Origin of the sequence: Halorubrum sp. Eb13 (assembly GCF_002252895.1) — an archaeon.
GTDB lineage: Archaea > Halobacteriota > Halobacteria > Halobacteriales > Haloferacaceae > Halorubrum.
In genome coordinates, this window is record NZ_NHPE01000139.1 from 1 (window position 1) to 25,133 (window position 25,133).

Below are 25,133 nucleotides of genomic sequence, written 5' to 3' on the forward strand. Positions count from 1 at the left end.
ACGCCTCCCCAACCTCGTCGCTGGCGCCGACGACGCCAGCGACTCCCTCGCGGGCTCTTCGCGGTCGCCGGGCGGCGACCGCTCGGAGGCGCGCCACCGCTTCGGCTATTTATAAACTGACGGCGCCGGCGAGCCCGAGGACACCTCACCTCGGTTCCGCTCGCGACACACTTAGTTTCCCCCCGCGCATTTGACTCGACAGACCCGTCGTCTCCCGGACCCGTCGGGCCGGGGGCGACGCCGACCACCATGCAACAGTACCTCGATCTCGTCGACGACACCCTGTCGACGGGCACGTACAAGCCGAACCGGACCGGCGTCGACACGATCGCGTCGTTCAGCGGGCAGTACACCGTCGACCTCGCGGAGGGGTTCCCGCTCCTGACCACCAAGCAGATGGACGGCTACCGCTGGAACTCCCTCATCCACGAGGTGCTGTGGTATCTCTCCGGCGAGGAGCACGTCGAGAACCTCCGCGAGGAGACGAAGATCTGGGACGCGTGGGCCGACGACGAGGGACGGCTCGACACCGCCTACGGCCGGTTCTGGCGACGCTATCCGGTCCCCGAGGACGACGCCGCGCTCCCCGGCGAGGCGTGGCCCGAGGACGCCCACCGCTGGGTGACCGTCGAGGAGGGCCCCGACGGGAGCGAGCGCCGGACGTTCGACCAGATTCGGTACGTGCTCGACACGCTGGAGGAGAACCCCCGCTCCCGGCGGATGGTCGTCAACGCCTGGCACCCCGCCAACGCCGCGACCTCGACGCTCCCGCCGTGTCACTACACCTTCGTCGTGAACGTCCAAGACGGGCGCCTGAACCTCCACCTCACGCAGCGTTCGGGGGACATCGCGCTCGGCGTGCCGTTCAACATCGCCGCGTACGCGATCCTCGCGAACGCGCTCGCCCAGCGGACCGGGTTCGAGGTCGGCGAGTTCGGCCACACCGTCGTCGACGCGCACGTCTACTGCGGCCGCGGCGACCGCGGGAAGTGGTACGCGAACAACCTCCCGTACGTGCAGGAACGACTCGCGAACGTCGAGAGCAACGCGGACTACCTCGACGTGAAGAGTTGGGTCGAGCGGACCGCGCCCGACGAGGTCGACGGCGAGGAGGGGTACGACCACGTCCCCGGCCTGCTCGAACAGCTCTCGCGGGAGCCGCGCGAGCGCCCCCGGATCGAGATCGCCGACGTCCCCCTCGACGAGCTGACCTACGAGGACGTCGAACTCGTCGACTACGACTCCGCGGACGGGCTCTCGTTCGCGGTCGCGGAGTGATGTCCCGAGACGGGCCCGCGTCCGTCGGCGACGACGAATTCCCCTCGGACTCCGACGTCGACCTCGTCCTCGTCGCCGCGGTCGCCGAGAACGGCGTCATCGGCGACGACGGCGGGATGCCGTGGCACTACCCGGCGGACCTGGCGCACTTCAAGCGGCTCACGACCGGTCACCCCGTGATCGTCGGCCGGAAGACGTACGAGAGCATCGCCGCCCGGATCGGCGGCCCGCTCCCCGATCGGACCAACGTCGTGCTGACGACGCGGGACCTCGACCTCCCGGAGGGCGCGGTCGTCGCGAACGACGTCACCGGGGCGGTCGTGCTCGCCGCCGCCGACGCCGCCGACCGCGGCGTCGACGAGGCGTACGTGATCGGCGGCGCCGCCGTCTACGAGCAGTTCCTCGACCGCGCCGACCGGATGGTGTTGACGGAGGTCCCCGACCGCCCCGACGGCGACACGCGCTTCCCCGACTGGGACGCCGACGCGTGGCGGGAAGTCGACCGCGAGGTCGTCTCGGACGCCGAGACCGACGGGGACCTCGCGTTCGTCACGTACGAGCGTACGGCCGACTGACGCTCGGACCGTTTCTTCCTCCGCGGTTGAACGTTCAGGCGGTATCGTCGGTGAGTGGTGCGTAGAAACGATACCGCTCGCAAATTTCTCCACACGTAACAACACTTTTGAGCGTCTAGATTGGTATGTGTTATCATGCCATTATCGGAATCGACCATCGAACCGAAGCGGTGTCCGTTCTGCGAGGCGGAGCTGGCGTCCCCCGGCGCGGGATTCGTGCGGCACATCGACGAGAGCCCGGAGTGTCGCGACGCCTTCGACACGTGGCGCGACCGCGTGACCGACGACATGCGTGGGGGCTGGGCGGGGTGACGACCCCGCTCGCGCGCGCGGCCGTCGGGAGGTCGCGGCCGCTCAGCTCCGCAGCGCTTCCACCGGGCGCTCGTTCGCGGCCTTCCAGGCCGGGTAAGCGCCGCTGACGAGTCCCACGCCGACGCCGAAGCCGAGCGCGAGGAGGAGGTAGTAGCCGTTCGTCGGGTCGAGCGCGAGCGCGGCGTCGACCTCGGGCGTCGAGACGACCAGCCCCGCGACGAGCAGGACGGTGAGGGCGGTCCCCGCGGCGGCGCCGGCCGCGCCGATGAGGCCGGCCTCCGCGAGCAGCACGCGCAAGACGTCGCGGCGGGCCACGCCGACCGCGCGCATCACCCCGATCTCCTCCCGCCGCTCAACCGTGCTCATTAACATGACGTTGAGGATCGAGACGCCGGCGACGACGAGCGAGATGGCGCCGAGGCCGAGGAGGAACGTGCTGAGCAGTCCGAAGAACTCGTTTACCTCGTCGACGATCGCGGCGAGTTCGAAGAGGTCGACGCGCTCCTCGCGGGCGTTCACCTGCTCGCGGATGTCGTCGGCGGCGGTCCGCGCCGCCTCGCCCGACTCGGCGACGACGAGCACCTGGCCGTACCCGTCGGCCGAGAACGCGGACTCGGGGAGGAAGACGGCGTCGTCCGGGGCCACCGGGCTGAACGTCTGGCTCTCGACGAGCACCGCGACGACCCGGACCTGTCTCCCGGCGATCCCGACGGTGTCGCCCGCGCCGACGCCGAGGTCCTCCGCGACGCCGGCGCCGACGATCGCGCCCTGTCGGTGGCGCTCCGGGAGCCGCCCCTCCGCGGCCTCGAACGCGAGCGCGGGCTCCTCGACGCCGTAGACGGTCGCGAACTGCTGATCGTTCTGCGCGGAGACGACCGCGTTGTCCGAGTACAGCGGGACGACCGCCGGCGAGCCCACCGCGCGCCGGATGTCCGCCACGTCCCCGTCCGAGAGCGAGTCGACGCCGGCGTCGTTGTTCGGCGAGACCACGACCTGCGTGCCGATGTCGCCGATGGCGTCGGCGGCGCCGAGCGCCAACACGTTTCCGAAGATGCCGAGCGCCGCGACCGCGAGCACGCCGATGCAGACGCCGAGCACCGCGAGGGCGGTCCGCACTCGGTTCCGGCGCAGGTTCCGCGCGGCCATCGAGACCGCCGGGCGCCACCCCCGGAGCCAGCCGCCGAGCCCCGCCCGATCGGGTCCGTCCGCCCGGCTCATCGGTCCCCCGCGGCCGTCGCCTCGGCGCCGCGAGCCGTCTCTGGTGGGGTCTCGTCGCCCGCCGGAACGCCGCCGACGAGGACGCCGTCGGTGAGCTCCACGACTCTGTCCGCGTACTCCTTGACGAGCGGGTCGTGCGTCACGGCGACGACCGCCACGCCCTCCTCTTTCACCCGCTCGAACTCGGCGAGGATCGACTCGCCCGTCTCCGTGTCGAGGTTGCCCGTCGGCTCGTCGGCGAGCAGCACCGCCGGCTCGTTGATCAGCGAGCGGGCGATGGCGACCCGCTGCTTCTGTCCCCCGGACAGCTCCGAGGGCTCGTGGTCCAGCCTGTCGCCCAGCCCGAACCGGGTGAGCAGGTCGGCGGCCCGGTCGCTCGCGTCGCCGGGGTCGAACGCGGTCGGGAGCGCGACGTTCTCGACCGCCGTCAGCGTCGGCAGCAGGTGGAAGTCCTGGAAGACGAACCCGATCGACCGCTTCCGCGCCGCCGTGCGTTCGGCGACCGAGAGGTCGGTCACGTCGGTCCCGTCGAGGAGTCGCTGTCCCGCCGTCGGGTCGTCGAGCAGTCCGAGGACGTTGAGCAGCGTCGACTTCCCGGAGCCGCTCGGCCCGACGACCGCGACGAACTCGCCCGGCTCGACCGCGAAGTCGACGTCGTCGAGCGCGACCACCGGCTCCGCGCCCCCGCCGGGGTACCGCTTCGTCACGCCGCGCAGTTCGACGCTATACATCGCGGCGACGGACGACGACGCCCGCGACGGCGAGCCCGGCGACGCCGGCGAGGCCGACCGCCCCGAGCGCCCCCGCGGAGCCGAGCGTCCCGACCGGGCCGGAGCCGCCGTCGGCGTTCCCGTCCGCGTCGGGGAGCGCCACCGTGTCGGTCTCGACGTACCGCACGCCGCGCTCGGTGTACGCGATCCGGATCGGCACCTCGTCGGCGACCGACGCGTTCGCGGTCGTGCGCAGGTCGAAGGCGACGAAGTCGCCGGCGCCGACCGCGCCGACGAAGTACTCCCCGCCGGCGGGGGTCGGCGCGACGCCCGGCGCCTCGCCGACGGAGACGACGACGCCCTCCAGCTCGCCGCCGCCCGCGTTACCGAGGTTCGCGTCGATCACGACCGCGCCGTCCTCGGTCGTCTCGACCGCCGCGTCGGTGATCGTCGGCGCCCCCTCGTGCGCCGGGTATCGGAGCGTCGACGTCGCGGTCCGCTCCGCGCCGGCGCCGGCCTGCGCGTCGAGCTCCGACCGGAACGCCGCCGTGAACGTCACCGCCGAGCGCCGGTCGAGCGGTCCGAGGTCGACGACGACGCGCCGCTCCTCGCCGGGCGCGACGTCCTCGACGACGTACGGGCCGGCCTCGAAGCCCCCGCCGTCGGCCTCGCCGTCGCCGTCGACCGTGTCCTCGCCGCCGCCGCCGTCGCCGCCCGCGACCGGCTCGCCGACCGCGGTCAGGCTCACGCGGTCCGCGGTCGTGGTCCCCGTGTTAACCACGGTCACCGCGACCGGAGAATCGGCCGACTGCACGGCTTGTTCGGCGTCATCGCCAGTGTCGAGCCCGCCGCCACCGCCGCCGAAGATGCCCTCGATGCCGCCGACGTCGATCCCGCCGGCGTTCTCGCTCTCGTCGTCGCTCTGGAGGTCCTCCGGAGCGAGGCCGCGAGTGCGGAGGTCGAGCGTCACCTCGGCCGGCTGGACGTCGACGACGACGTCGCGCGTCACCGTGACGGCGTCGCCCTCGTCCTCGTCGTCGGCCGCCTCGTCCTCCGCGACGACCTCGACGGTGAGGCGGCGCTCGCCGGGCTCGTCGAACCGCGTCCACAGCCTCACGTCGAGGGAGTCGCCGGGCGAGAGAGCGCCGACCGCGGTCGCCTCGTCCAGCGGCGCCGCGTCCTCATCGGCGTCCGCGTCGAGGAGTCTGACGCTCCGCACGTCGGCGGCCTCGGGGCTCCCGCCGGAGTTCGAGAGGGTGACGTTCAGGGTCGTGCGCTCGCCGACGACGGGCTCCGTCGAGCTCGCCTCGACGCCGTCGATCGCTATCCGGGCATCGGGCACCGCCGCGGCCCCGCCGACGGCCGCCGACAGCGCGAGGAGGGCCACTAGCACGGCTGTCGTTCGTGTGGGATTCAAGTCGACCCTGTTAGGGGGCCGATCGGCATATATCCGTCGTAGGCGGGGGTCGCGACCGGCGAGCACGACGGAGGTCGGGGGCGGCGAACGCGCCGACGGGCCGCGGGCGTCGCGGCGGGCGACGGTCGGCCGCCCCCGTCGGCCGCCAACGCGTAAAGGAACCCGGGTCGCGGCCGGGACGTACCGGTTACGGATGCTTTTTCAACCGTCCGGCGTAATAACGGGTAATGAGCCAAGGCGACACCGCGAGAGCGGGTGATCGGCGATGATGGGCGGCAACGACCAGCAGGCGTACGACCGCGGCACGTCGCTGTTCTCGCCCGACGGGCGCATCTACCAGGTCGAGTACGCCCGCGAGGCGGTCTCGCGCGGCGCGCCCAGCGTCGGGATCCGCACCGCGGAGGGCGTCGTGTTCGTCGCGATGTCCCGCGCCTCCTCGACGCTGATGGAGGCCGAGAGCATCGAGAAGCTCCACAAGCTCGACGACCACCTCGGCACCGCGAGCGCGGGCCACGTCGCCGACGCCCGCCAGCTGATCGACCTCGCGCGTCGGCAGTCGCAGGGGAACCGCCTGCGCTACGGCGAGCCCGTCGGCGTCGAGACGCTGACGAAGTTCGTCACCGACCACATCCAGGAGAACACCCAGCGCGGCGGCACCCGGCCGTACGGCGCCGCGCTCCTCATCGGCGGGATCGAGAACGGCGAGCCGCGCCTCTTCGCCGCCGACCCCTCCGGCACCCCGAACGAGTGGAAGGCGACCGTCATCGGCGGCGGCCGACAGGACATCCAGGGCCACCTCGAGGAGGAGTGGACCGACGACCTCTCGCTCTCCGCCGGCATCGAACTGGGCCTCGCCGCGCTCGCGGCCCACGAGGACGAGTTCGAGCCGAGCGATGTCGCCGTCGCGACGATCACCGACGAGGAGGGCTACCGGACCGTCCCCGGCGACGAGGTCGCCGAGGCGTTCGAGGCGGCCGGGATCGGCGACGACGAAACGGACGAGGCCGACGACGACGAGGCCGCGGACGACGAGGCCGACGACGACGAGGAGTAAGTCGCGTCCGTCGCTCGGCGGCTCACTCGCTATTTTTTGTCCCACGGCCCGCGCCGCTCAGGCGGCGATCAAGACGCCTAACCCGACGAGCGCCGCGGCCGCGATACCCGCGAGCCGGGACCGCCACGTGCCGCGTGCCGGCTCGGTCGCGACTCCCCGCGCCCGACGCACCTCGTAGCTCGTCCACGCGCCAGCGACGACGGCGAGAACCGACATCAGCGGGAGCGCGAACGCGACGATTCCCCAACCGATGAGGACGGCAAACGCGGCGAACCCCGCGACGACGCCGCCGATAGCGCCGGAGACCAGCGCCCCGATCGGGTGACCGCGACACGTCGCGAGCGCCGCGGTTCCGGCAGCCACGACGAGGAGCCACGCGGCGACGAGCGCGTCGCTCGCGGCGGTGCGGACGCCGGCGTCAAGGATCGATATCACGCGGAAGAGGCCGGCCGGAACGACCGCACCGAAGAGGGCCGCCTCCGCGGTCGGAAGCGACGGGAGGCTCGGGGACACGGCCGACGATCCCCCCGGACCCAGGTATGCGTTCCGCCGATCGCTTTTGTGCGCCGCCGCCGAACCCGGGGCATGGCACGCATCGCGGACCTCGTCGCCCATCCGCTGAAATCGAACGACGGCGTCGCCCTCGACCGGGCCGAGCTCGGACCGGCGGGCGCGCTCCGCGGGGACCGCACGTACGCGCTCGTCGAGGCCGGCGTCGACCCCCACGAGGCCTCCGTGGGCGGGAACGGCGGGTACGTCAACGGAAAGAGCGAGCCCGCGGTCCACGGGCTCCGCGCGAGCTACGAACTCGCCGGCCCCGCTGACGCGACGCCGACGGCGGTGACCCTCTCGCGGCCGGCGCGCCCCGAGACGGGGGTCGACGCGGACGAGCGGACGTTCGCGCTCCCCGACGAGGGCGACGCGCTGGCGGCGTGGGTCGGCGACTACCTCGGCTACGCCGTCGACCTCGTGCGCGAGCCCGACGGCGGGTTCCCGGACGACCGCGCCGCGCGCGGCCCGACGATCATCTCGCGCGCGACCCTCGAGACCGTCGCGGGCTGGTTCGACGGGGTCGCCGACGCGACGGAAATGTGCCGCCGGCTCCGTCCGAGCGTGGTCGTCGACGACTGCCCCGCCTTCTGGGAGGACCGGCTCTTCGCCGACCGGGGAGAGGCGGTCCGGTTCGCGGCCGGCGACGCCGAACTGCTCGGCGTCAACCCCTGCCAGCGCTGCGTCGTGCCGTCTCGGAACCCGGACACCGGCGAGGAGATCGACGGCTTCCGCGAGACGTTTATCCAGAACCGGCGAGCGACGCTCCCGGACTGGACCGAGAGCGACCGGTTCGACCACGACTTCCGGCTGATGGTGAACACCGTCGTTCCGGAGGAACGGTGGGGATCGACCGTCGCGGTCGGCGACGAGGTGACGATCGAAGGGGTCGAGCCGCTCGACGAGGCGGCGTACTGAGCGCTTGGCGCGTCCGAACCGGTGCTGCCGTTTAAAAAGATTCGCGCGAAGTGGCCGTCGGCGACTACCGACCGCCGTCGGCCATCGCGACCGGTTCCTCATCGGCGTCGGCCGGGGCGTCGGCGGTCCCGCTCCCGCCGGCGGTCGGCTCCGTGACGCCAGCCGTGTCGGGCGTCGTCTCGCCGACGCCGAAGTGGTTCCAGAGGGTGACGCCGACGACCGCGTACGCGACGAGGTCGTAGTGGACGGCGCCCTCGAAGGCGGTGAACGCCGCGAGCGTGCTGTAGCCGAAGAGGGCCGTGACGCCCGCCACGAACACGCTCTCGTTCGTGAGCTCGCCCGCCGCCGCCGCGGCGAGGGACCGCTTGATGATCGGCCCGCAGGCCACGAGGAACGCGATCCCCGACAGCGAGCCGAGGTTGACGAAGAAGTGCGTCGCCATCTGCGAGTCGAGGATCGACTGGAGGTACTGGACCGTCACCGGGTCGTAGAACAGCCACTCGATACGGGTGGGGTAGAGGACGGCGATGTAGGGGGTCGCCACCATCAGCCCGAAGAGGACGGCGACGGCGACGCGGGCGGAGGCGAACTGCGCCGCGCGTCGCACCTCGAACGCCGCGTCGCCGGGCGCGACGACGAGCCCGCAGGCCTCCAGCGCGTCTCTGAGCTCCTCGCGGGAGACGTCGGGGTCGTGGTGGATCCCCACGGTCCCGTTCCGCCTCGTCGCCGAGGCGGCGCTGACGCCGTCGCGGTCGAGCAGGACGGCCTCCAACAGCCCCTCGCGTCGCTTCGTGTCGATTCCGTCGACAGAGAAGGTGTCGTGGACGTGCGGCTCCGGCACCCGCGCGGTCCGCGGCCCCGCGTCGTCGCGCGACGTCACACCGCGGCGGTCGCCCGCCGGCGCGTCGACGCCCCGTTCGCGGGCCACGGCGTCGAGGCGCGTCGGACGCCCGTGGCGGTCGTCTGGCATGTGAACTACCTTCGTCCGCACCAGCATGAAACTTCCCCCGGATCGCCGCCGAACGGGTTCCGGTCGGCCTCCTGCCGGCCGGCCCCCGGCCGCCTCACTTGGCGAAGTAGCTCGTCAGGTATCCCGAGAGGAACGAGGCGATCCCGACCGCGGCCAACAGCTCCCCCGTCGACCACTCGTCGCTCTCCTCGGAACGCGCGGCCGCGGCGGTCACGGCGAGGCTGACGAGAAGCGAGATGACACCGTTGCTGAAGTCGGTCTTAAATCCCATACCGGTCGTACGGGTCGCGGGCGCAAAATCGTTCGGTCGACCGGCGCTGTCGGCCCCGGATCCGCCGAGACGGCGCCGTTCAGGAGTTGACCGACTCCAGGTACGAGGTGACGATCATCTGCCCCTTCCGCGTGAGCGCCGCGCCCGACTCGCCGTCGACGACGAGCTCCTCGTCGCGGAGCGTGTCGAGGACCATCGACGTCCGCGTGACGTCGCCCGTGACGACGTCGGCGATGTTCGCCTCGCCGCCGGCCGAGTAGATCGACACGAGGATCTCCAGCTGCTCCTCCGTCGGGTCGAACGATTCGAGGTCCTCCATCGCCTCGTCGTACTCCAGTTTGATGTACCGGCCGAGGACGTTCAGCGTGCGCTCGTTCGGGACGGTCGCGATCGACGTGACCGTCTCGGAGTCGAGGGCGTGGCGGAACACGAGCGCGGGGCGCTGCGTGCCCGCGAGCGTCCGGTCGGTCCGCTCGTAGTCGATCACGGCTGAGAGGTCGACCTCGAACGGGTCGGGGCAGTCGACGAAGCGGATCGCTCCGGGTCTGAGGGCGACCGACGCCGTGTGGTCCGAGGCGTCCGTGACGCGCCCGCCCACCTTTGCGGGGTGCCGGACGGTGACGGTCACGTCGCGCAAGAGGGCCTTGAACAGCAGGCGGACGAACCGGTCCATATGCTCCGGCTTGCCCTCGACGAGGGCGGTGCGGCGCTCGCCTCGCCGCTCGTACGCGAGGGTGACGCTGTCGCTGAAGAACGACTGGAGGTCGCCGGGCACCGTCCCGACGACCACGTCGAACACCCCAGAGAGCGGGACGGTCGTCTTGCCGCCGTCCGTCGCGAGCACCAGCCGGCGCTCGCTCAGGAGCACGCGCCCCGTCACCGGCTCGTCGCTCTCGACATCCGGGGCGTGGACGCGACCGACGAAGTCGGCGACGACGGACTCTCCCATCGAATCACCGTAGACGCCGTTCGCTATTTACTGTTACCCACGGGGTATCAGTCGTAATAACGAGCTGTCAGGCTCGCCGCGGCGGTCGGGCGAACGTGTTCGGCCGTCGTTCGCCCCGAATCGCCCCTCGTTCGGCCTCGATCAGTCGGTCGATCGATCGGTGAGAGGCGTGGAACAGCAAAGCCTAATGAGGAGGGGATCCAACCATCAGGTGATGCCCACAGTAGAATACCTCAACTACGAAGTGCTCGACGACCACGGCTGGTCGATGGACGATGACAACCTCTTCGAGGAGGCCGCCGAGGCCGACCTCGACGCAGAGGACTACGGTACCCTCGACGTGAATCAGGGCGAGTACATCCTCGAATCCGCCGAGGCCCAGGGCTACGACTGGCCCTTCTCGTGCCGCGCCGGCGCCTGCGCGAACTGCGCGTCGATCGTGAAGGAAGGCGACATCGAGATGGACATGCAGCAGATCCTCTCCGACGAGGAGGTCGAAGACAAGGACGTCCGTCTCACCTGCATCGGGAGCCCGGCAACCGACGAGGTCAAGATCGTCTACAACGCGAAACACCTCGACTACCTGCAGAACCGCGTCATCTAACGCCGCACCGACCACGCCGCGGTCGTACTCACAGACGGTGTTCGATGTGGGTCACCCCCATCGGTGCCACCGTTTTTTCGGAGCGCCGGTCCCGTAGCGCCGCGGCCGCGGTGATCACTCGACCGTCCTCCAAGCCGATCACGCCGCCGTGCCATACCGGGCCGACCACGCCGTCGGCCCCTACCAGGCCGACCACGCCGTCAGACTCTCGTCGCGGCCGTACACGCGCTTGACGTCCTTCGCGTAGGCGAAGTCCCCGTCATGGTCCAGCTTCTCGTGGCGGTACTCGGGTGCGTCCTCGCGGATCTGGACGCCCTCGACGACGAACTCCTCGTCGCCGAACTCGACGGTCTCGGCGACGGTGAACTCGTAATCGCCGGGGACGTTCACCCGTACCGAGCGCGTCTCGTCGGCGTTCCCGTCCTTCGGGTGCAGCGTCACCGGGACGGTGACGTTGTCGACCGCGCGGGTCCAGAGCGTCTCGACGGTCTCGATGTCGGCCTCCTCGACGCGCTGTTCCGGGCCGACCTCGATCCCGGTGACGCGGACCTGCATCAGCGCGTCGGGCGTGTCGACGACGAACTCCTCGCCGGTCCCGACGTAGGTGTCCGCGGGGACCTCCATCCGGGTGGTGAACGACTCGCCGTCCTGCGAGACGACGATGTCCAGTTCGACTGTCTCCTCTTCCGGAATTTCGGTCTTATAGGTGTGGTCGCAGTCGGTACAGCGGACGGTCGCCTGCCCGCCGGGGCGCAATACTTCGTGAACGGTCTCCTCGCCCGGCGAACACGACGGGCAGGCGAGACCGACTCGGTCTCCTGTTTCGGTCATTACGGCGTCGTATCCGCCGCTCGCGTAAATATCCGCCCCTGTGACCTCGGTGCGTCACACGCTCGCGTGGGGCTCGCGGCGGCGGTTCGGCGACCGCGGCTCTCGGCGTCCGGTCCCCGCCGGAGTAAGGAAACTGGTTTATCGGAGTCTGGGGAACGGACGCCCATGATCGTTCCCGGATCCAGCTCACAGCTGCTCGCGGCCGCGCTCGCGGAGGAGACGGGCCGGCCGCTGGCGACGCCGACGTACGACCGGTTCCCGGACGGCGAGACGCTCGCGGCGGTGCCCGACTTCGACGGCGAGGAGGCGGTCGTCGTCGCCGCGACCGACTCCGACGAGGCGTGGGTCGAACTGCTCCAGCTCCAGGACGCCGTCCGCGAGGCCGGCGCCGAGCGCGTGACGACCGTGGTCCCGTACATGGGATACGCGCGACAGGACCAGTCGTTCGGCGACGGCGAGCCCGTCTCCGCGCGGGCGATGGCGCGGGCGGTCTCCACCGGCACCGACCGCGTCGTCCTCGTCAACCCCCACGAGCCGGGCGTCGCCGACTTCTACGACGTCCCCGTGGAGACGGTCGACGCGGCGGGCGTCCTCGCGGGACCCCTGCCGGCGGACCTCACCGAACCGCTGTTCCTCGCGCCGGACGAGGGCGCGGTCGGCATCGCCGAGACGGTCCGGGACGCGTACGGCGCGGGCGAGACCGACTACTTCGAGAAACACCGCGACCGCGAGACCGGCGCCGTCGCGGTGTCGCCGTCGGACGCCGCCGTCTCGGCACGGGACGTGGTCGTCGTCGACGACATCGTCGCCACCGGGTCGACGATGAGCGAGTCGGTGGCCGTGCTGAACGACCGCGGCGCGGGCGCGGTGCTCGCCGCCTGCGTCCACCCGATGCTCGCCGCCAACGCCGTGACGAAGCTCCGCGGCGCCGGCGTCGACCGGATCGTCGGCAGCGACACCATCGAGGGCGGCTGCAGCGTCGTCAGCGTCGCCCCCGTCCTCGCCGACGCGCTGGCGTAGGGCTCTCGTCTCTGTTCTCCGCCGCCTTCACTCGATCTCCCGGATCGGTCGCGCCGGGTTCCCGCCGACCACGGTCCGAGCCGGCACGTCCTCCGTGACCACCGCGCCCGAGGCGATCACCGCGCCGTCGCCCACGGTCACGCCCGGGTTCAGCACGGCTCGCCCGCCGATCCAGACGTCGTCGCCGACCGTCACGGGCGCCGCGCGCTCGCGACCGGTCGCGCGCTCCTCGGGGTCGATAGGGTGCGTCGGCGTGTACACGTGGACGCCCGGGCCGAGCAGGCAGCGGTCGCCGAACGAGATCGGGTTCGTGTCGAGGAAGACGCAGCCGTAGTTCGCGAAGAAATCGTCGCCGACGGCGACGTTGTAGCCGTAGTCACAGCGGAGGGGCGGCTGGACGGTCGGCCCCTCCCCGACGGCGTCGAACAGCTCGCGGAGGAGCCGCTCGCGGCGGCCGCGTTCGGCCGGGGTCGTCGCGTTGTACCGCCGGGCGAGGTCGCGGGCGCGGGAGCGGTCCGCGACGAGCGCCGGATCGCTCGGGTCGTACGGCTCGCCGGCCAGCATCCGTTCGGTCTCGTTCGACACGGTCGAGGTGACGGGAGCCGATTTATAAGACCACGGTGGTTCGGCCGTCCGACCGAGCCTCACCCGTGCGTGTACCCGCGGTCGGGGAGGGAGTCGCCGTCGGCCGTCACTCCCTCCGCGGCGTCGACGACGGTCCCGACCCGGGTGAGTTCGGCCCGACAGGCATCTCGGGCCGCGTCGAGCTCGGCGTCGGGAACGGCGCAGACGAGCTCGAAGTCCTCCCCGAAGTGCGCCGCAAGCTCGAACCGGTCGCTCGGGCCCTCGGCGATGTCGTCGACCGCGGGATGGACCGGGAGCCGGTCCCGTTCGAGCGCGAACCCGACGCCGCTCGCCTCCGCGAGCTGGTGGAGCGACCGCGCGAGGCCGTCAGAGGAGTCCATCATCGCGGTCGCTCGCCCGACGAGCGCGGTCCCGTCGGCGACGCGGGGCGTGAACCGAAAGAGGTCGTTGGCGCGCTCGACCGACCCCTCGTCGTCGCGTTCGAACAGGCGGAGCGCGGCCGCCGACCGCCCCCACTCGCCGGTGACGCAGAGCGCCTCGCCCGAGGCGGCGCCCGAGCGCGTTACCGGTCCGTCTTCGGCGACCTCGCCGATGGCGGTCGAGGCCGTCGTGAACTCATCGTGGCTGTCGAGGTCGCCGCCGACGTACTCGGCGTCGACGGCCTCGCAGACGTCGACCGCGCCCGCGACGAAGCGGTCGAGTCGGTCGGGGTCGAAGGCGGCGTCGGCGTAGACGGCGACGGCGGCGGTCGCGCTCGCGCCCATCGCCGCCACGTCGGAGAGCGACGCGCCGACCGCGCGCCACCCCGCGGTGTACCGCGTCGTTCCCGGTGGGAAGTCGGTGCGCTCGTGGAGCATGTCGGTCGTGATGACGGTGTCGCCGACGACGGCGGCGTCGTCGCCCGCGTGCGGCAGGTCGGCGGCCAGCCGGCGAAGCGCGTCGCGCTCGTTCACGGCGGGTCCAACGCGCCGGAACCGGTTAGTATGGATCGGTCCGACGCTCTCGGCCCGCACGCGCGGTGCTCCGATCGGAGTCATGTTCCGTGGTACCACACATCATTTAAGGGAATAAGATAGGTTAACGAATATTATCATTATCAATCATTATGTTTATTACCATTCCTCCGAACGAACCGAGTGCAATGTCAGTATCCGTACGCGGACATGCGGCAACGCGACGCGCCGACCGACAGATCACCAGACGACCACCGCAACCACCCACACGACCCGATGACGACACCTAACGACGCCACGACGCCCGAGACGACTCGACCGACAGACCAGCAGACGACCGACGGCGACCGATCGACGACCCGGACCGACCGATCGACGACGGGGCGCCCGACGACCGATCGGACGCCGACCGACGACACTTCTCCCGGAGGGATTCCCGGCCGCACGCCGATCACCGAGGAAGCGGGCGCGCCGCTCGTCCCGACGACGACCGCCGAGCGATCCCCGACGACCGCCGACCCGACGCGCCGATCGGCTCGCGCCGCGACGCGCCCCCCGACCGACGCGGAGCGGGACGCGCCGCTGGTCCCGGACCTGCGTCCGACCGGCCGCACGCGGACCGACGGGGGATCGCGATGAGCGCCGTTCCGATGGCCGGAACCGGTGACGGACCGCGACCGGACCCGACGACGTTCACGCGGCGCGCGACCGACCGACACACCGACGGCGACACTGCGGAGTGACACCTATGCACCCGAACGAACTCGACGACGACGTCTTCACGAGAGATATCGACAACCCGGCCGGCAGGAAGCTCCGCGAGCTGTTCGCGGAGCAGGAGTACACCTTCGCGCCCGGGATCTACCACGCGCTCGACGCTCGCCTCGCGGAGATGGCCGGCGTCGACGCCGCCTACATGAGCGGCTACTCCACCGTGCTCGGTCAGTTCGGCTTCCCCGACCTGGAGATGGTCACGATGACCGAGATGGTCGAGAACGCCAAGCGGATGGTCGAGGCGACGAACCTCCCGGTCGTCGCCGACTGCGACACCGGCTACGGCGGCGTCCACAACGTCCGCCGGGCGGTCCGCGAGTACGAGAAGGCCGGCGTCGCCGCCGTCCACATCGAGGACCAGACCTCGCCGAAGCGGTGCGGCCACATCGCCGGCAAGCAGATCGCCTCCCGCGAGCAGGCGCGGTCGCGCTTCGAGGCGGCCGTCGACGCCAAGCAGAGCGAGGACACGGTCATCATCGCGCGGACCGACGCGTACGGCTCCGCGAACGGCGACTGGGAGGAGCACCTCGAACGCGGCCGGATCTACGCCGACGCCGGTGTCGACCTCGTCTGGCCGGAGATGCCCGACCCGTCCCGCGAGGACGCGGTCGAGTACGCGGAGACGATCCACGAGACCCATCCCGACCTCGACCTGGCGTTCAACTACTCCTCGTCGTTCGCGTGGAGCGAGCAGGAGGACCCGCTCACCTTCGAGGAGCTCGGCGACCTGGGCTACCAGTACATCTTCATCACCCTGTACGGGCTCCACTCGGGCGCCCACGCGGTGTACGAGGACATGCAGAACATCGCCGAGAACGACGAGCAGGCGCAGTTCGACCTGGAGGACCGCTACCTCGGTCACGAGACGGAGAGCCACCACGAGCTCTCCTTCGTCCCGCGGTATCAGGACATCGAGGCGCGGTTCGACCCCGAGGCGTCGGCCCGACAGGAGGCGTCGGCCGGCTTCAGCGAGGACGAGCGCGACCCGATCACGGCCGAGGACAACGAGGCCGAGGGAGAAACGGAAGAGCCACCGGCCCCCGAGAGCGACGACTGATCGGGAGCCGATCGCGGAACGAGACCGGAATCGCCCGGTCGTCTCGCTTTTCTTTATCGCCGGCGGTCGGTCGCGGTTCGGGGACCGGTGGTCGGACGCCGCGCTCGCGGATCAGGCCGGAAGCGTGTCGATGCCGTTGATCTCGACGTAGCCGTAGCCGCACTCGGGGCACCGCCACTTCGTCTTCTCGCCGAGGTGGAGGGTCATCGCCGCGGTCCGGTAGAACGACTGGGCCTCTCCGCACGAGGGACAGTCCACGTCCTTTTCGAGCGCCATACCCGCGGATCGCACCGGCGCGGTTTTGAAGCTACTGATCCGGCGGCCACCGCCCGCACGCGCGACTCCGTCCCTCAGGCCCGTCTGAGGGACAGGGCGACGAGCTTCTGTTCGGCGGCCCGGAGGTGCTGATGGAACGTCGCCGGACAGATTCCGAACCGCTCGGCGAGCTCCTCGGCGGTGACCTCCCGCGGCCAGTCGTAGTACCCGGCGTCGTGGGCCGCTCCGAGGACCTCCCGCTGACGGTCGGTCATATCCGTCTCGAGAGCCGCCCGGAGACACTCCTGCCCGAATATCGGGGTGCTGTAGGACTGCTCTCGCTTGACCCTCAGCTTGGCGTCCGGATAGGCGTCGGTGAAGTCGTTTACGACCGTCGAGACGTCCTCGGACGGCGGGACCTCCGCCCCGACGGTCCCGCTCCCGCCTCGGCTCTCGACGGTGCAGGGGAGCGCGCCGGACTCACCGAGAAAGACGGCCGGACAGCCGTCGTCCACGACGAACTCGAATAACGCCTCGTCCTCGAACCGCTCGACGAGACGCGCCTCCACCGACGGGTGGGCGTGGGCGTGCGCGAGGACGTCGTCGGGCTCGACGCCGCTGACCGAGAAGAACTCGGCGTAGCTCCCCGCTCCGCGCGGGATGAACTCCTTCAGCAGCGCCGCTGCGCCGTCCGCCTCGGACACCGCGACGAACGGGTGGTCGGAGCTCGAAAGAGCGAATTCGACGTAGGTCACCCGTTCGTCCGCCCGAGGTGGATTCTGGGAGGCCATGGGTCGCCGTTGACTCTTGACCGGTTTCACTCTTCTCCCGCGGCGACCGCGACGACGCGGCTCGCGGATTCGAGCGGAGGGGAGCGGGACGAAATACGGCGAAGGCAGACGCGTGCCTCTGACGGTAATACGGTACGGCCGCATCCGCTTAGTCGCACAGCCAAACTGCTTCGGTGTGGGTCCAGCGACCCCCGCGGAGTCACTTCTCGTCCACGTGCCGGACCTCGCTGGCGACGCCGCGCGTCGAGTCGACCATCTCCGGCCCGGACATCTCCGCGCGGCCGACCGCGAACGCCTTCGGCCCCTCGATGACGACCTCGTCGCCGACGCGGATGTCGTCGTCCGCGTCCACGACGCCGGGCGCCAAGACGGAGCCGTGCGGGACGAACGGGTCGATCTCGACGCGTTTGGTCGGGGCGGCGCTCTCGGCCCAGCGGCGCGCGCCGGCGAGGGTGAACGAGAGGGTGCCGTACTGGGGCACCATCGTCGCGAGCTGCTCGCCCGGCTCGCCCTCGCGGCCGGCGTCGGGGTCGTCGCCCCACACCTGGAGTTTGGGGTAGCGGCCGGTCGTGCGGATATCGGCCTCGCCCGGCCCGCCGAACAGGTCGTCGCCCGCGCCGTCGCCGAGCAGGTAATCGGCGAGCGCCCGGACCGTGTTGTGCTCGCGCTCGCGCTTGCTGTAGGCGGGCTCGCCCTGCAGAGTCGCGTTCAGCTCTCCGAGCGACTCGTCGCTCGTCGGGTGGCCGACGCACGTGTACTCGAACGGGACGTCGACCGCGGGGTCGCTCGCGACGCGCTCGCAGATCTCGCGGTAGCCGTCTTCGGGGACGTGCGCGATCACCCGCGAGTAGTCGTTCCGCTCCAGATAGCGCCGGAGAACCTCGGAGACGAACCCGATCTCGTCCTCGCTCCAGTCGCCGGTGACGACCGCGTCGTAGTGCTGGGCCGGGTACGTCGTCTCCAGCTCCTGAGGCACCACGCCGATCGGCGAGGTCATCGAGACGGTGTGGCCGCGCCACTGGATCGCGTCGTGGAACTGCCCGTGACTCTGCGAGTCGCTGTACGGCTTCGTCGCCGAGCAGGGCACCAACACGAGCGGCTGATCGGTGAACCGGTTCCGGTACCGGCTCGTCACGCGGTCTGCGAACCGCCGGATCTCGACGCGGTCCAGCGTCTCCGCGGTCGCCGCGGTCACCTCGGCGTCGCGCATCAGCGGCGTGCGCTCCTCGACGTACCCCCACTGGTCGTCGAACTCCCGGAACGCGGCCGTGAGCCACTGCTCGTGGCGGGCCTGCCCCTCGACGTAGTCGCGGAGGCGACCCGCCCGGATCCGCTCGCGGACGCGCCGAAGCTCCGCGCGGAGCGCGTTCACGTTGTGCACGGCGCAGTCGGCGCGGGTGAACTCGTCGCGGGGCGTCGCGCAGGCCGGACAGGCGCACGGCAGTTCGTCGAGGTCCTCCAGGAAGTGCTCGGCGTCGGCGGTGAGGTATCGCCCCTCCGTCCCCTTCGTCCGGGCGAGCGTCGCGTCCACGAGGTCGACGCCGGCGTACGCGAGGACCGCGACGTTCAGCGGCGTGGCGACGCCAGAGAGGAACAGCGCGGTGTCGGCCGGGAGCGCCTCCTTCGCCGACACGACCGCGTCGCGGAACGCCTCGCCGTGGCCGACGAACCCGGACGCGTCCGAGAGCAGATACGCGTCGGCGCCGACGTCGCGGGCGCCCGCGCTGTCGACGACGGCGGCGGAGGGGTAGTCGACATCGGGGTGATCGACCGCGAACGACTCGCGGACCTCCTCGCGGGTCCCCGCGGGGAACGAGCGGTGCGGCAGGACAGTGAGCGCGGCCTCGTCGCCGTCGGGGACCGCTCGGTCGCCGGCCCAGAGGCTGCCCGCGTCCTCGAGGAACGTGTCCGCGAGCGCCGGCGTCGTCACCGGCTCGGCGAGCCGAAGCTCCCCGAGTCGGGCGGCGCCGTCGCGCTCGTGGACCTCGAAGTAGTCGGTCATACGTCCCCTCGCGCGGGGACGGTCAATTCTCTTGTGTTCCGCGCCGCAACCGTTACGCCGGACCCGACCGAATGGATCGCATGGAGCCGACCGGCCCGTGGGACCGCGACCGCGTCGACGAGTTCCTGACCGACACGCACGTGCCTGTCCGCCTCGGCTGTCACACCCCCGCAGACGACCCGTGGATCGTCTCGCTGTGGTTTTCGTGGGACGGCGCCGTCCACTGCGCGACGAGCGCCGACGCCGACCTCGTCGCCTTCCTCGCGCACGACGACCACGTCTCCTTCGAGGTGTCGACGAACGACCCGCCGTATAAAGGTGTCAGGGGACGAGGGCGCGCGACGGTGTCGCCGGACGAGGAGAAGGAGCTCCTGCGCGCCCTGCTGGACCGGTATCTCGGCGGCGTCGACAACCCGACCGCGGAGCGGCTCCTGAGCCCGGAGCGAGAGGAAGTCCGGATCCGCATCGAGCCGGAGCGACTCCACACGTGGGACTACTCGAAGCGGATGGGGTCGGGAGAGGGATAGTATCGCCCGGCCGTTTTTCCGGTCCCCGTTGAAGCTCTCATGACGTGACGGGAAGTGGCTGCTGAATACAGAGGATGTAGTCAGCAACTAAGTTCGTGATTTTTTGACCTCCTAGATAGCACAACAGTATATGACAGAAGATATCTCACTCGATGGTCGGACGCTTGTTGGCGTTGCAAACACCGATTCGGGGGAAGTGAGTGGAGATACTCGCTTCGAGTTTGAACAGGAAGGCGAACGAATTTACGCACACTATACTGGTGGAAGTATTGTCGATGGCCATCTCGTCGGAACGTTTGACGGAAATGAATGGAATATCAGGTATTCACAGATCAACACGGAGAATGAAACCGCGAGTGGCCACTCTGTAGGCACCGTCGAACTGCTTGACGATGGTCGCGTGCGTATCGAAGACAAGTGGGAATGGGAGTCACAGGATGGTAGTGGCGAGTCAGTGCTTGAAGAGATCGTCTGAAACGAACTCTACTCTGGCCGACTCGCGCCCTACATTCAGCACCGGATCAGTAACATACCCGACAGCTTTCAGAAGCGGGCTGACTGACGCAGACGATAGAGCCAGTACGGCGTGGTCGATCGTTTCGAGGCGCTCACTTCGAATCGGCTCCCACCCTCAGGCGCGGCTCTTCTTCGACTGCTTCTAAACGTCCTCCTCGCCGGTGGACGAGAGAACGTTCACTTGACAAGAAGGCGCTTTGACGCTCATCCATCGGGAACCGAATCAGGGTCGTCGGTGGCCAGCGGGAGGTTTGACATACGTGCTGCGGCGAGCAAGGTCCGGTCGCTCCCGTGTCCTAACGCGAGCGCCTCAGCCTGACGCGCGTACGTGCAGGCCGAATGAAACGATGCGACGGTCCCTTGGCTCCCGATGTCGAGTACGGTGTAACCACACGGATACGGTCCGAGCGGTGGGAGCGTGAATTCGGTTATGTCCACGGATCGCACGATGGTGGGGACATGAAGATGACCGGTCACGACGAGCGGATCGGACTCGCCTCCGAGTACACTGATGAGTTCATCATCGTTCTCGAACGCCGGGCAGCTGCCGTCTTCGAGAGGCAGGTGTTCCTGTTCGTTTCGATACCGCTCTCGCACCGTCTCTAACGTGTGATGGACCGAAACGATCGGAGATTCGACTTCACTAATTGCTCCCTCAAGCCAGTCGAGAGTCGAAGGCGACACCCGTCCACTGTACGAATCGGTCAGCGCTGCTCGGGTCGACGCGTTGCTGTTCAACCCGATGAGGTCGACACCTCCGATCCGGACTCGGTAGGGAAACGGTGTCGGGGTATATCGACGTTCGAACTCCGGGAGAGTGAGTTGTGACGTGGATCCGTCGCCTCGATCGATCAGGTCGTGGTTTCCCGGAACGGCGAACAACGGGGGGTCGAGATCCGCCACGATCCGGTCGAACGCGTCATACTCGGCTCTAGTCCCGTTCTGTACGAGGTCACCGTTGAACACGACGGCATCGAGTTGGTCCTCGTTTAGTGACGCCACGACCTGTTTCAGTCGCTCCTCGGTTCGATGTAACGCCCGTGACGTGCCGTACCCGAGTGTGGAAAGGTGGAGGTCCGAAACGAACGCCACGCGTGTATGGTCTCCGGCGGTCAGTTGCGTGAACGATCCGAGTACGTCGGTTTCGACGCCGGCGGTTCGACTCGCGGCGTTCGGTTTCATCGTCATGGTATCGAGCCAGTTGAGCCACGGGCGGTATGCGGTCGGTCTGCGGTACGAAGGTGGCCGCTGACGTCCGGACTGCCGTGTGCTTCCAGCGTGAGACGATTAATGATAGCGACAAACGCGATCGTAAACGGCCGAGTCGCACAGGCTTGGTCAGAAAGGAGCGATTTTGAGTTCGTTTCAACAGTGCCGCGTAGGTGATGAATCATGGTCTTGAGTGAATGTAAACCGTGTGTTGTGTTTCGGCCACTTGCGACTCAGATGTGTTTACTTCGGACCGCGGTTAATGAATTTCTAATATTGATACATACGAGTACGTATCCGAACGTCCGGATATAATTGACACCGTTGAAACCGTCCGTATTGAACTCGGCCTGAACCCTGGAACGGTGACGCCGAGCGGCAAATTCACCGTTACTTGGCCGGTTTCGAGGCTAAGCTCACGGATAACAACCTCCCTCACCGAGCGAAGTCGGGAGACTGAGTGAGGTAAGGGAGGGTTGTCGACCACAGTTGCTCCGGTTAGTGGGGGCGCTTCGCCGACGCGTCGGCAATCGTCTGAAACTGCGTCGGGTCTTGGAGGAACTCCTCGCCCGTGTCGGCGATCGCCGACCGGTCGATGTATTCGACGCCGTCGCCGTACACCGCTAGCACGGGCTCGCCTTTGAACTCACCAATCGGGCGAGACGTGGTGCACTCTATTGCGACGTACGTCCCTCCCGGGAGGGTAGGTGCGTCGGCGTACGCCGCCGGGAGGTCGTCCCTGTGAACGCCCGCGAGCATGTGACCGGGAAGGATCACCATCGCGGTCCGGTAGCCGAACGCCGGGTGGGAAAGCATCCCGACCAGCAGATACGTGAGGTCCTCGCAGTCACCGCAGCCATCGACGAGCGTCTCCTCGACGGTTCGGATGTAGTCCGGCGCTCCCATCGATTCCGCATCCGTCGCGTATTTGAGCGAGTGTACGAGTCCGGTCGCCCCGTCGAGAAGGACCGACTCAGGAAGCGACCGTCGAGCACTCTCGCCCGTCGCGCTCGCGTTGACGAGCGCCTCCGTGAGCCGCTCGGCATGAGCGCTCGCCTTCGCCGCTTCGAAGCCACTCAGATATCCGTGCGTCTCGTCGGCCGCTTCTCTGTACGCGGACCGTTCGGTCGGAAACTCCAGACGCCACTCACGTCCGGACCGGTCCGTCCACTCGTACGTCATGGCGTAGCCGTCCGCGGTCTGTTCCCGAGCGACCGAATCTCTCGCGTCGATGGGTGTCGGCCGCGTCGGTTCGCTCGCAGAAAGAGACAGCGCCGCAGACCACAGGTCGGACAGTCCGAAGACCGAGGAAGCGACGACCCCGAGCGCTACTCGGTCCAGCGCTTTGTTGAGGAGTTCCCGTCGTTTCATACCCACCGACGGACCACCTCGAATTCGTTTGTTACTGGGAGAGGCGTCCGAATCGGCGGCGGGCGAAACATCCGAGTCCGCGTTGACCAGAGCATCGGATTCGACGGGGACCGGCAGCGTCGGGCTTCCCGACCGTCTCGCCCGCCGCGGTCGCGGTACATCCGGGGGGTTATCGGAAGCATTCGGGCTTGACGACGGAGTCGACGTCCACCGTCACCCACGCTGACAGCCGCTCGTCATCGGTCGCCTCAGCTGGGAACACCGTGACCCGATCGGGACCCGACGACCGCCTGTCGACTTGGTGTACCAGACCGGTGAACGCGGGACTCACCGATTTCCGCCCGGTCGTCTTGTCGTTCCTCGACCTCCGGTTGGTATCCGTTGTCATCTGTTACTCGTTCGGGTTATTTGGCACCCTGTGCTTGAACCCTTATAATAGGCGAACGGACGCGTCAGAAGCCGACCGGTGGGATATATACTCGCCGTGACCAGTCCGTCGTGCCCCTTCTCGCTCGACGAAGACGAGTCCACTCCGACATTTAGCGTCTGCAAAGCGCGTCGTGGAAGCAGGAAGCCCTACCCTCAAGGAGCGAACGGCGTCAGCCGTGAGCGAGTAGGGTAAGGTAGTTCACATCGCAGTTTTTCAGATTGAGATAATCAGACTATGGCGTGGGCCCGGACGGGACTCCGGAGATAGGCGATCATATTATAGTCAGTTTGATACAAATTCAATTCTCTCTTGATCAGAGAACGCCCGTTCGGTTGCTGATTTCGTACGGAGCGATATATATCACTCATAGCAACAAAAACCGTGCCTCGGTGAAATCCTCGGCTGTATGTCCTCGCCCGAGTGCGGGACACTGTCGCCGGTACTCGATACGCTCCACACCGGTGTGGCGATCTATGACGCCGCCTCCGGGGCCGTTATCGACGCGAACGCCCGACTGGAGGAAATCCTCGGATACAGTTCGGACCGACTGCGTGAGCTCTCCGTGGCCGAATACACGGCAAACACCTACCCGCACACCGAGTCTGAGTTCCACAATCGACTCTCCAGGGCCGCCAACGGAAGCCCGCAGCAGTTCGTGTGGCGAGCCAAACGAGCGGACGGCGAACTCATTTGGATTCAGGTGTTCACTTCGCGACAGCGCCCGACGGCGGACCGCTGTGTACACGTCGAGGTACGAGATGTCACACGTCACTACGACACCCATCATCGGGCGGAGCTGTTCTGGCGCGTCCTTCGGCACAACCTCCGGAACGAGGCCGCGATTATCATCGGATGCGCGGAGCAGGCGATGAACGCCTCCGAGGGCGGACCGTCCGAGGAGGTCATCTCGACTATTCGATCCAGAGGCGAGAAGCTCGGTAACATCGCTACGTCAGTGAAACAGATCGAACACGCGGTGAGCGACTCACAGGCGAGCGTCGTCCGGGTTTCCGCCGCGGGCGCCGTGCGGGACATCGCGAATCGGATAGGCGCCGAATACCCCGACGCGGACATCCGGGTCAGCGAACGGAAACGGATGTGGATCGACGTCAACGACGCGTTTGAGTACGCGCTCGCACACGCCATTGAGAATGCGATCGTCCACAGCAACGACGAGGCGCCGACAGTCGAAATAACGGTCGGCCCATCGCCCAACACCGGTCGCGCGGAGATCCGCATCGAAGACACGAATCCGCCGATCCCGCCCGGGGAGATCGCCGCGTTGTTTTCGCCGACCGTCACCACGAGCACGTCCCACGGCTCCGGGATCGGCCTGTTCGTGATGAAGTGGTGCGTCGAATCGCTCGGCGGAGAGGTGTTGTTCGAATCGCGGAATTCCGGGGGAAACGCCGTCTCCTTATTCTTGCCGCCCAAGCAGCTCCCGGATTCGATGATGACCGATTGAGTTCGTTGTTCGCGACGGCGCGTACGTCTCGATGGGAGTTACCCTTCCTCAGTCAGCACGAATAGATCTCCAATTCGCTCCATTCGATATCGATCCGAGCGCTGTCGGCGGCGACATGTCCGGAGGCGAAACGAGGGGGTTCACGAAAACAGTCGCGGCGACCGCACCTGTGAATCACCTTGATAATCGCAAGCCCACACCCGGACATACCGAGCGGAACGGATGTCTATTGAGCAGAAAGTGATGTGTTTCTCTTGGAGATCTCATCCATCGGTAATTCCGCCTTCGAATCCGTCTCTGAGGTGCGATTCGAGTTCGGATCGAGGAGCCAAGCGGGCAGCCGTCACGAGCCGATAGCCGTCTGATCGACTCGCGCCCTGGGCCTTGTTTAGACGCTTGAATTCACGTGTTTCAGGCGGTGAAAGACTGCTCGATGTTTCTGATGGCAGCCTTTAGGACGATCTCTCGAAACTGACCAAACCACGTTCTGGCTTTAATCGTCGAGCCGAATCGCTTGCGCAG

28 protein-coding genes and 1 pseudogene are annotated in these 25,133 nt (G+C 68.5%); 12 read left to right on the plus strand and 17 right to left on the minus strand.

The features are described from left to right. The first annotated feature begins 249 nt into the window (after positions 1-249). The 3 genes from thyA to DJ75_RS18770 all read left to right on the plus strand — a co-directional run bounded on the left by thyA (position 250) and on the right by DJ75_RS18770 (position 2,165). Positions 250-1,278, plus strand: a complete 1,029-nt coding sequence (gene thyA, locus DJ75_RS15355) for a thymidylate synthase (protein ID WP_094525298.1) — start codon at positions 250-252, stop codon at positions 1,276-1,278. Then, entirely contained in the window at positions 1,278-1,853 is a 576-nt protein-coding gene (locus DJ75_RS15360) for a dihydrofolate reductase (protein WP_094525299.1), read from the plus strand. Before thyA ends, DJ75_RS15360 begins: the two co-directional genes overlap by 1 nt. Before the next feature lie 135 nt (positions 1,854-1,988). Further along, a complete protein-coding gene (locus DJ75_RS18770) occupies positions 1,989-2,165 on the plus strand; it encodes a hypothetical protein (RefSeq protein ID WP_170938249.1) in 177 nt (58 codons plus the stop codon). Between the two features lie 42 nt (positions 2,166-2,207). Here DJ75_RS18770 and DJ75_RS15365 read toward each other — a convergent pair whose 3' ends face one another. From DJ75_RS15365 to DJ75_RS15375, 3 genes are read right to left on the minus strand one after another with little or no spacing between them, the layout of a single operon-like run. Then, positions 2,208-3,383 carry an ABC transporter permease gene (locus tag DJ75_RS15365; RefSeq protein WP_094525300.1) on the minus strand — a complete coding sequence of 392 codons (1,176 nt, stop codon included), beginning with the start codon at positions 3,381-3,383 and terminating at the stop codon, positions 2,208-2,210. Beyond that, positions 3,380-4,114 (minus strand): ABC transporter ATP-binding protein, encoded by a 735-nt coding sequence (locus tag DJ75_RS15370; RefSeq protein ID WP_094525301.1) that lies wholly within the window; start codon positions 4,112-4,114, stop codon positions 3,380-3,382. The genes DJ75_RS15365 and DJ75_RS15370 overlap by 4 nt, the downstream gene beginning before the upstream one ends. Beyond that, on the minus strand, positions 4,107-5,510 hold the full coding sequence (locus DJ75_RS15375) for a hypothetical protein (protein WP_254922003.1): 1,404 nt from the start codon (positions 5,508-5,510) through the stop codon (positions 4,107-4,109). Before DJ75_RS15375 ends, DJ75_RS15370 begins: the two co-directional genes overlap by 8 nt. A 265-nt stretch (positions 5,511-5,775) precedes the next feature. Between DJ75_RS15375 and psmA the strand changes: the two genes are divergently transcribed. Beyond that, complete coding sequence (gene psmA, locus DJ75_RS15380; protein WP_176451474.1) at positions 5,776-6,564, plus strand: archaeal proteasome endopeptidase complex subunit alpha; 789 nt, start codon at positions 5,776-5,778, stop codon at positions 6,562-6,564. Between the two features lie 57 nt (positions 6,565-6,621). Here psmA and DJ75_RS15385 read toward each other — a convergent pair whose 3' ends face one another. Then, complete coding sequence (locus DJ75_RS15385; protein ID WP_094525304.1) at positions 6,622-7,077, minus strand: hypothetical protein; 456 nt, start codon at positions 7,075-7,077, stop codon at positions 6,622-6,624. Between the two features lie 72 nt (positions 7,078-7,149). Here DJ75_RS15385 and DJ75_RS15390 point away from each other — a divergent pair, with 72 nt between their 5' ends. Continuing rightward, a complete protein-coding gene (locus DJ75_RS15390) occupies positions 7,150-8,031 on the plus strand; it encodes an MOSC domain-containing protein (protein ID WP_094525305.1) in 882 nt (293 codons plus the stop codon). Between the two features lie 64 nt (positions 8,032-8,095). Here DJ75_RS15390 and DJ75_RS15395 read toward each other — a convergent pair whose 3' ends face one another. The 3 genes from DJ75_RS15395 to DJ75_RS15400 all read right to left on the minus strand — a co-directional run bounded on the left by DJ75_RS15395 (position 8,096) and on the right by DJ75_RS15400 (position 10,221). Further along, complete coding sequence (locus tag DJ75_RS15395) at positions 8,096-9,001, minus strand: hypothetical protein (RefSeq protein ID WP_094525306.1); 906 nt, start codon at positions 8,999-9,001, stop codon at positions 8,096-8,098. 94 nt (positions 9,002-9,095) lie between these two features. Further along, complete coding sequence (locus DJ75_RS18775; RefSeq protein WP_170938248.1) at positions 9,096-9,272, minus strand: hypothetical protein; 177 nt, start codon at positions 9,270-9,272, stop codon at positions 9,096-9,098. Between the two features lie 79 nt (positions 9,273-9,351). Beyond that, complete coding sequence (locus DJ75_RS15400) at positions 9,352-10,221, minus strand: CheF family chemotaxis protein (protein ID WP_094525307.1); 870 nt, start codon at positions 10,219-10,221, stop codon at positions 9,352-9,354. Between the two features lie 214 nt (positions 10,222-10,435). On the opposite strand from DJ75_RS15400, the gene fer reads away from it, so the two are divergent. Continuing rightward, positions 10,436-10,825: a ferredoxin Fer gene (gene fer, locus DJ75_RS15405; RefSeq protein ID WP_094525308.1), complete on the plus strand. Its 390-nt coding sequence runs from the start codon at positions 10,436-10,438 to the stop codon at positions 10,823-10,825. A gap of 28 nt (positions 10,826-10,853) precedes the next feature. Here fer and DJ75_RS18780 read toward each other — a convergent pair whose 3' ends face one another. Both DJ75_RS18780 and DJ75_RS15410 read right to left on the minus strand, forming a co-directional pair. Further along, entirely contained in the window at positions 10,854-11,021 is a 168-nt protein-coding gene (locus tag DJ75_RS18780; RefSeq protein ID WP_176451318.1) for a hypothetical protein, read from the minus strand. Next, positions 11,006-11,656, minus strand: coding sequence for an HVO_0476 family zinc finger protein (locus DJ75_RS15410; RefSeq protein ID WP_094525309.1), 651 nt, complete (start codon positions 11,654-11,656; stop codon positions 11,006-11,008). The genes DJ75_RS18780 and DJ75_RS15410 overlap by 16 nt, the downstream gene beginning before the upstream one ends. 165 nt (positions 11,657-11,821) lie before the next feature. On the opposite strand from DJ75_RS15410, the gene prs reads away from it, so the two are divergent. After that, positions 11,822-12,676 (plus strand): ribose-phosphate diphosphokinase, encoded by an 855-nt coding sequence (gene prs, locus DJ75_RS15415; RefSeq protein WP_094525310.1) that lies wholly within the window; start codon positions 11,822-11,824, stop codon positions 12,674-12,676. Between the two features lie 27 nt (positions 12,677-12,703). Here the strand turns inward: prs and DJ75_RS15420 are convergent, their stop codons facing one another. Next, entirely contained in the window at positions 12,704-13,261 is a 558-nt protein-coding gene (locus tag DJ75_RS15420; RefSeq protein ID WP_094525311.1) for a sugar O-acetyltransferase, read from the minus strand. Positions 13,262-13,320: 59 nt separating this feature from the next. Beyond that, a complete protein-coding gene (gene thiL / locus DJ75_RS15425; protein ID WP_094525312.1) occupies positions 13,321-14,214 on the minus strand; it encodes a thiamine-phosphate kinase in 894 nt (297 codons plus the stop codon). 276 nt (positions 14,215-14,490) lie between these two features. Here thiL and DJ75_RS15430 point away from each other — a divergent pair, with 276 nt between their 5' ends. Together DJ75_RS15430 and aceA are read left to right on the plus strand one after the other, a co-directional pair. Next, entirely contained in the window at positions 14,491-14,853 is a 363-nt protein-coding gene (locus DJ75_RS15430; protein WP_094525322.1) for a hypothetical protein, read from the plus strand. 109 nt (positions 14,854-14,962) lie between these two features. Continuing rightward, the gene (gene aceA / locus DJ75_RS15435) at positions 14,963-16,045 is read left to right on the plus strand and encodes an isocitrate lyase (RefSeq protein WP_094525313.1); all 1,083 of its coding nucleotides are present in this window, start codon (positions 14,963-14,965) and stop codon (positions 16,043-16,045) included. Between the two features lie 111 nt (positions 16,046-16,156). On the opposite strand, the gene DJ75_RS18785 is transcribed toward aceA, so the two are convergent. From DJ75_RS18785 to arcS, 3 genes are all read right to left on the minus strand, one after another. Continuing rightward, positions 16,157-16,321, minus strand: a complete 165-nt coding sequence (locus DJ75_RS18785; RefSeq protein WP_170938246.1) for a hypothetical protein — start codon at positions 16,319-16,321, stop codon at positions 16,157-16,159. A gap of 74 nt (positions 16,322-16,395) precedes the next feature. Beyond that, the gene (locus DJ75_RS15440) at positions 16,396-17,091 is read right to left on the minus strand and encodes a bacterio-opsin activator domain-containing protein (protein WP_094525314.1); all 696 of its coding nucleotides are present in this window, start codon (positions 17,089-17,091) and stop codon (positions 16,396-16,398) included. A gap of 199 nt (positions 17,092-17,290) precedes the next feature. Continuing rightward, a complete protein-coding gene (gene arcS / locus DJ75_RS15445) occupies positions 17,291-19,093 on the minus strand; it encodes an archaeosine synthase subunit alpha (protein ID WP_094525315.1) in 1,803 nt (600 codons plus the stop codon). An 80-nt stretch (positions 19,094-19,173) separates the two neighbouring features. Between arcS and DJ75_RS15450 the strand changes: the two genes are divergently transcribed. Together DJ75_RS15450 and DJ75_RS15455 are read left to right on the plus strand one after the other, a co-directional pair. Next, complete coding sequence (locus DJ75_RS15450) at positions 19,174-19,620, plus strand: pyridoxamine 5'-phosphate oxidase family protein (RefSeq protein WP_094525316.1); 447 nt, start codon at positions 19,174-19,176, stop codon at positions 19,618-19,620. A gap of 130 nt (positions 19,621-19,750) precedes the next feature. Next, positions 19,751-20,095: a hypothetical protein gene (locus DJ75_RS15455; protein ID WP_094525317.1), complete on the plus strand. Its 345-nt coding sequence runs from the start codon at positions 19,751-19,753 to the stop codon at positions 20,093-20,095. Positions 20,096-20,340: 245 nt separating this feature from the next. Here the strand turns inward: DJ75_RS15455 and DJ75_RS15460 are convergent, their stop codons facing one another. Both DJ75_RS15460 and DJ75_RS15465 read right to left on the minus strand, forming a co-directional pair. Beyond that, positions 20,341-21,324 carry a metallophosphoesterase gene (locus DJ75_RS15460; RefSeq protein ID WP_094525318.1) on the minus strand — a complete coding sequence of 328 codons (984 nt, stop codon included), beginning with the start codon at positions 21,322-21,324 and terminating at the stop codon, positions 20,341-20,343. 519 nt (positions 21,325-21,843) lie between these two features. Then, the gene (locus DJ75_RS15465) at positions 21,844-22,716 is read right to left on the minus strand and encodes a hypothetical protein (RefSeq protein WP_094525319.1); all 873 of its coding nucleotides are present in this window, start codon (positions 22,714-22,716) and stop codon (positions 21,844-21,846) included. Between the two features lie 836 nt (positions 22,717-23,552). Here DJ75_RS15465 and DJ75_RS15475 point away from each other — a divergent pair. Beyond that, a complete protein-coding gene (locus tag DJ75_RS15475; protein WP_094525321.1) occupies positions 23,553-24,611 on the plus strand; it encodes a PAS domain-containing sensor histidine kinase in 1,059 nt (352 codons plus the stop codon). Positions 24,612-25,022: 411 nt separating this feature from the next. Here the strand turns inward: DJ75_RS15475 and DJ75_RS15480 are convergent. Then, positions 25,023-25,133 (minus strand): annotated as a pseudogene (locus DJ75_RS15480) (IS5/IS1182 family transposase); the annotation flags it as partial.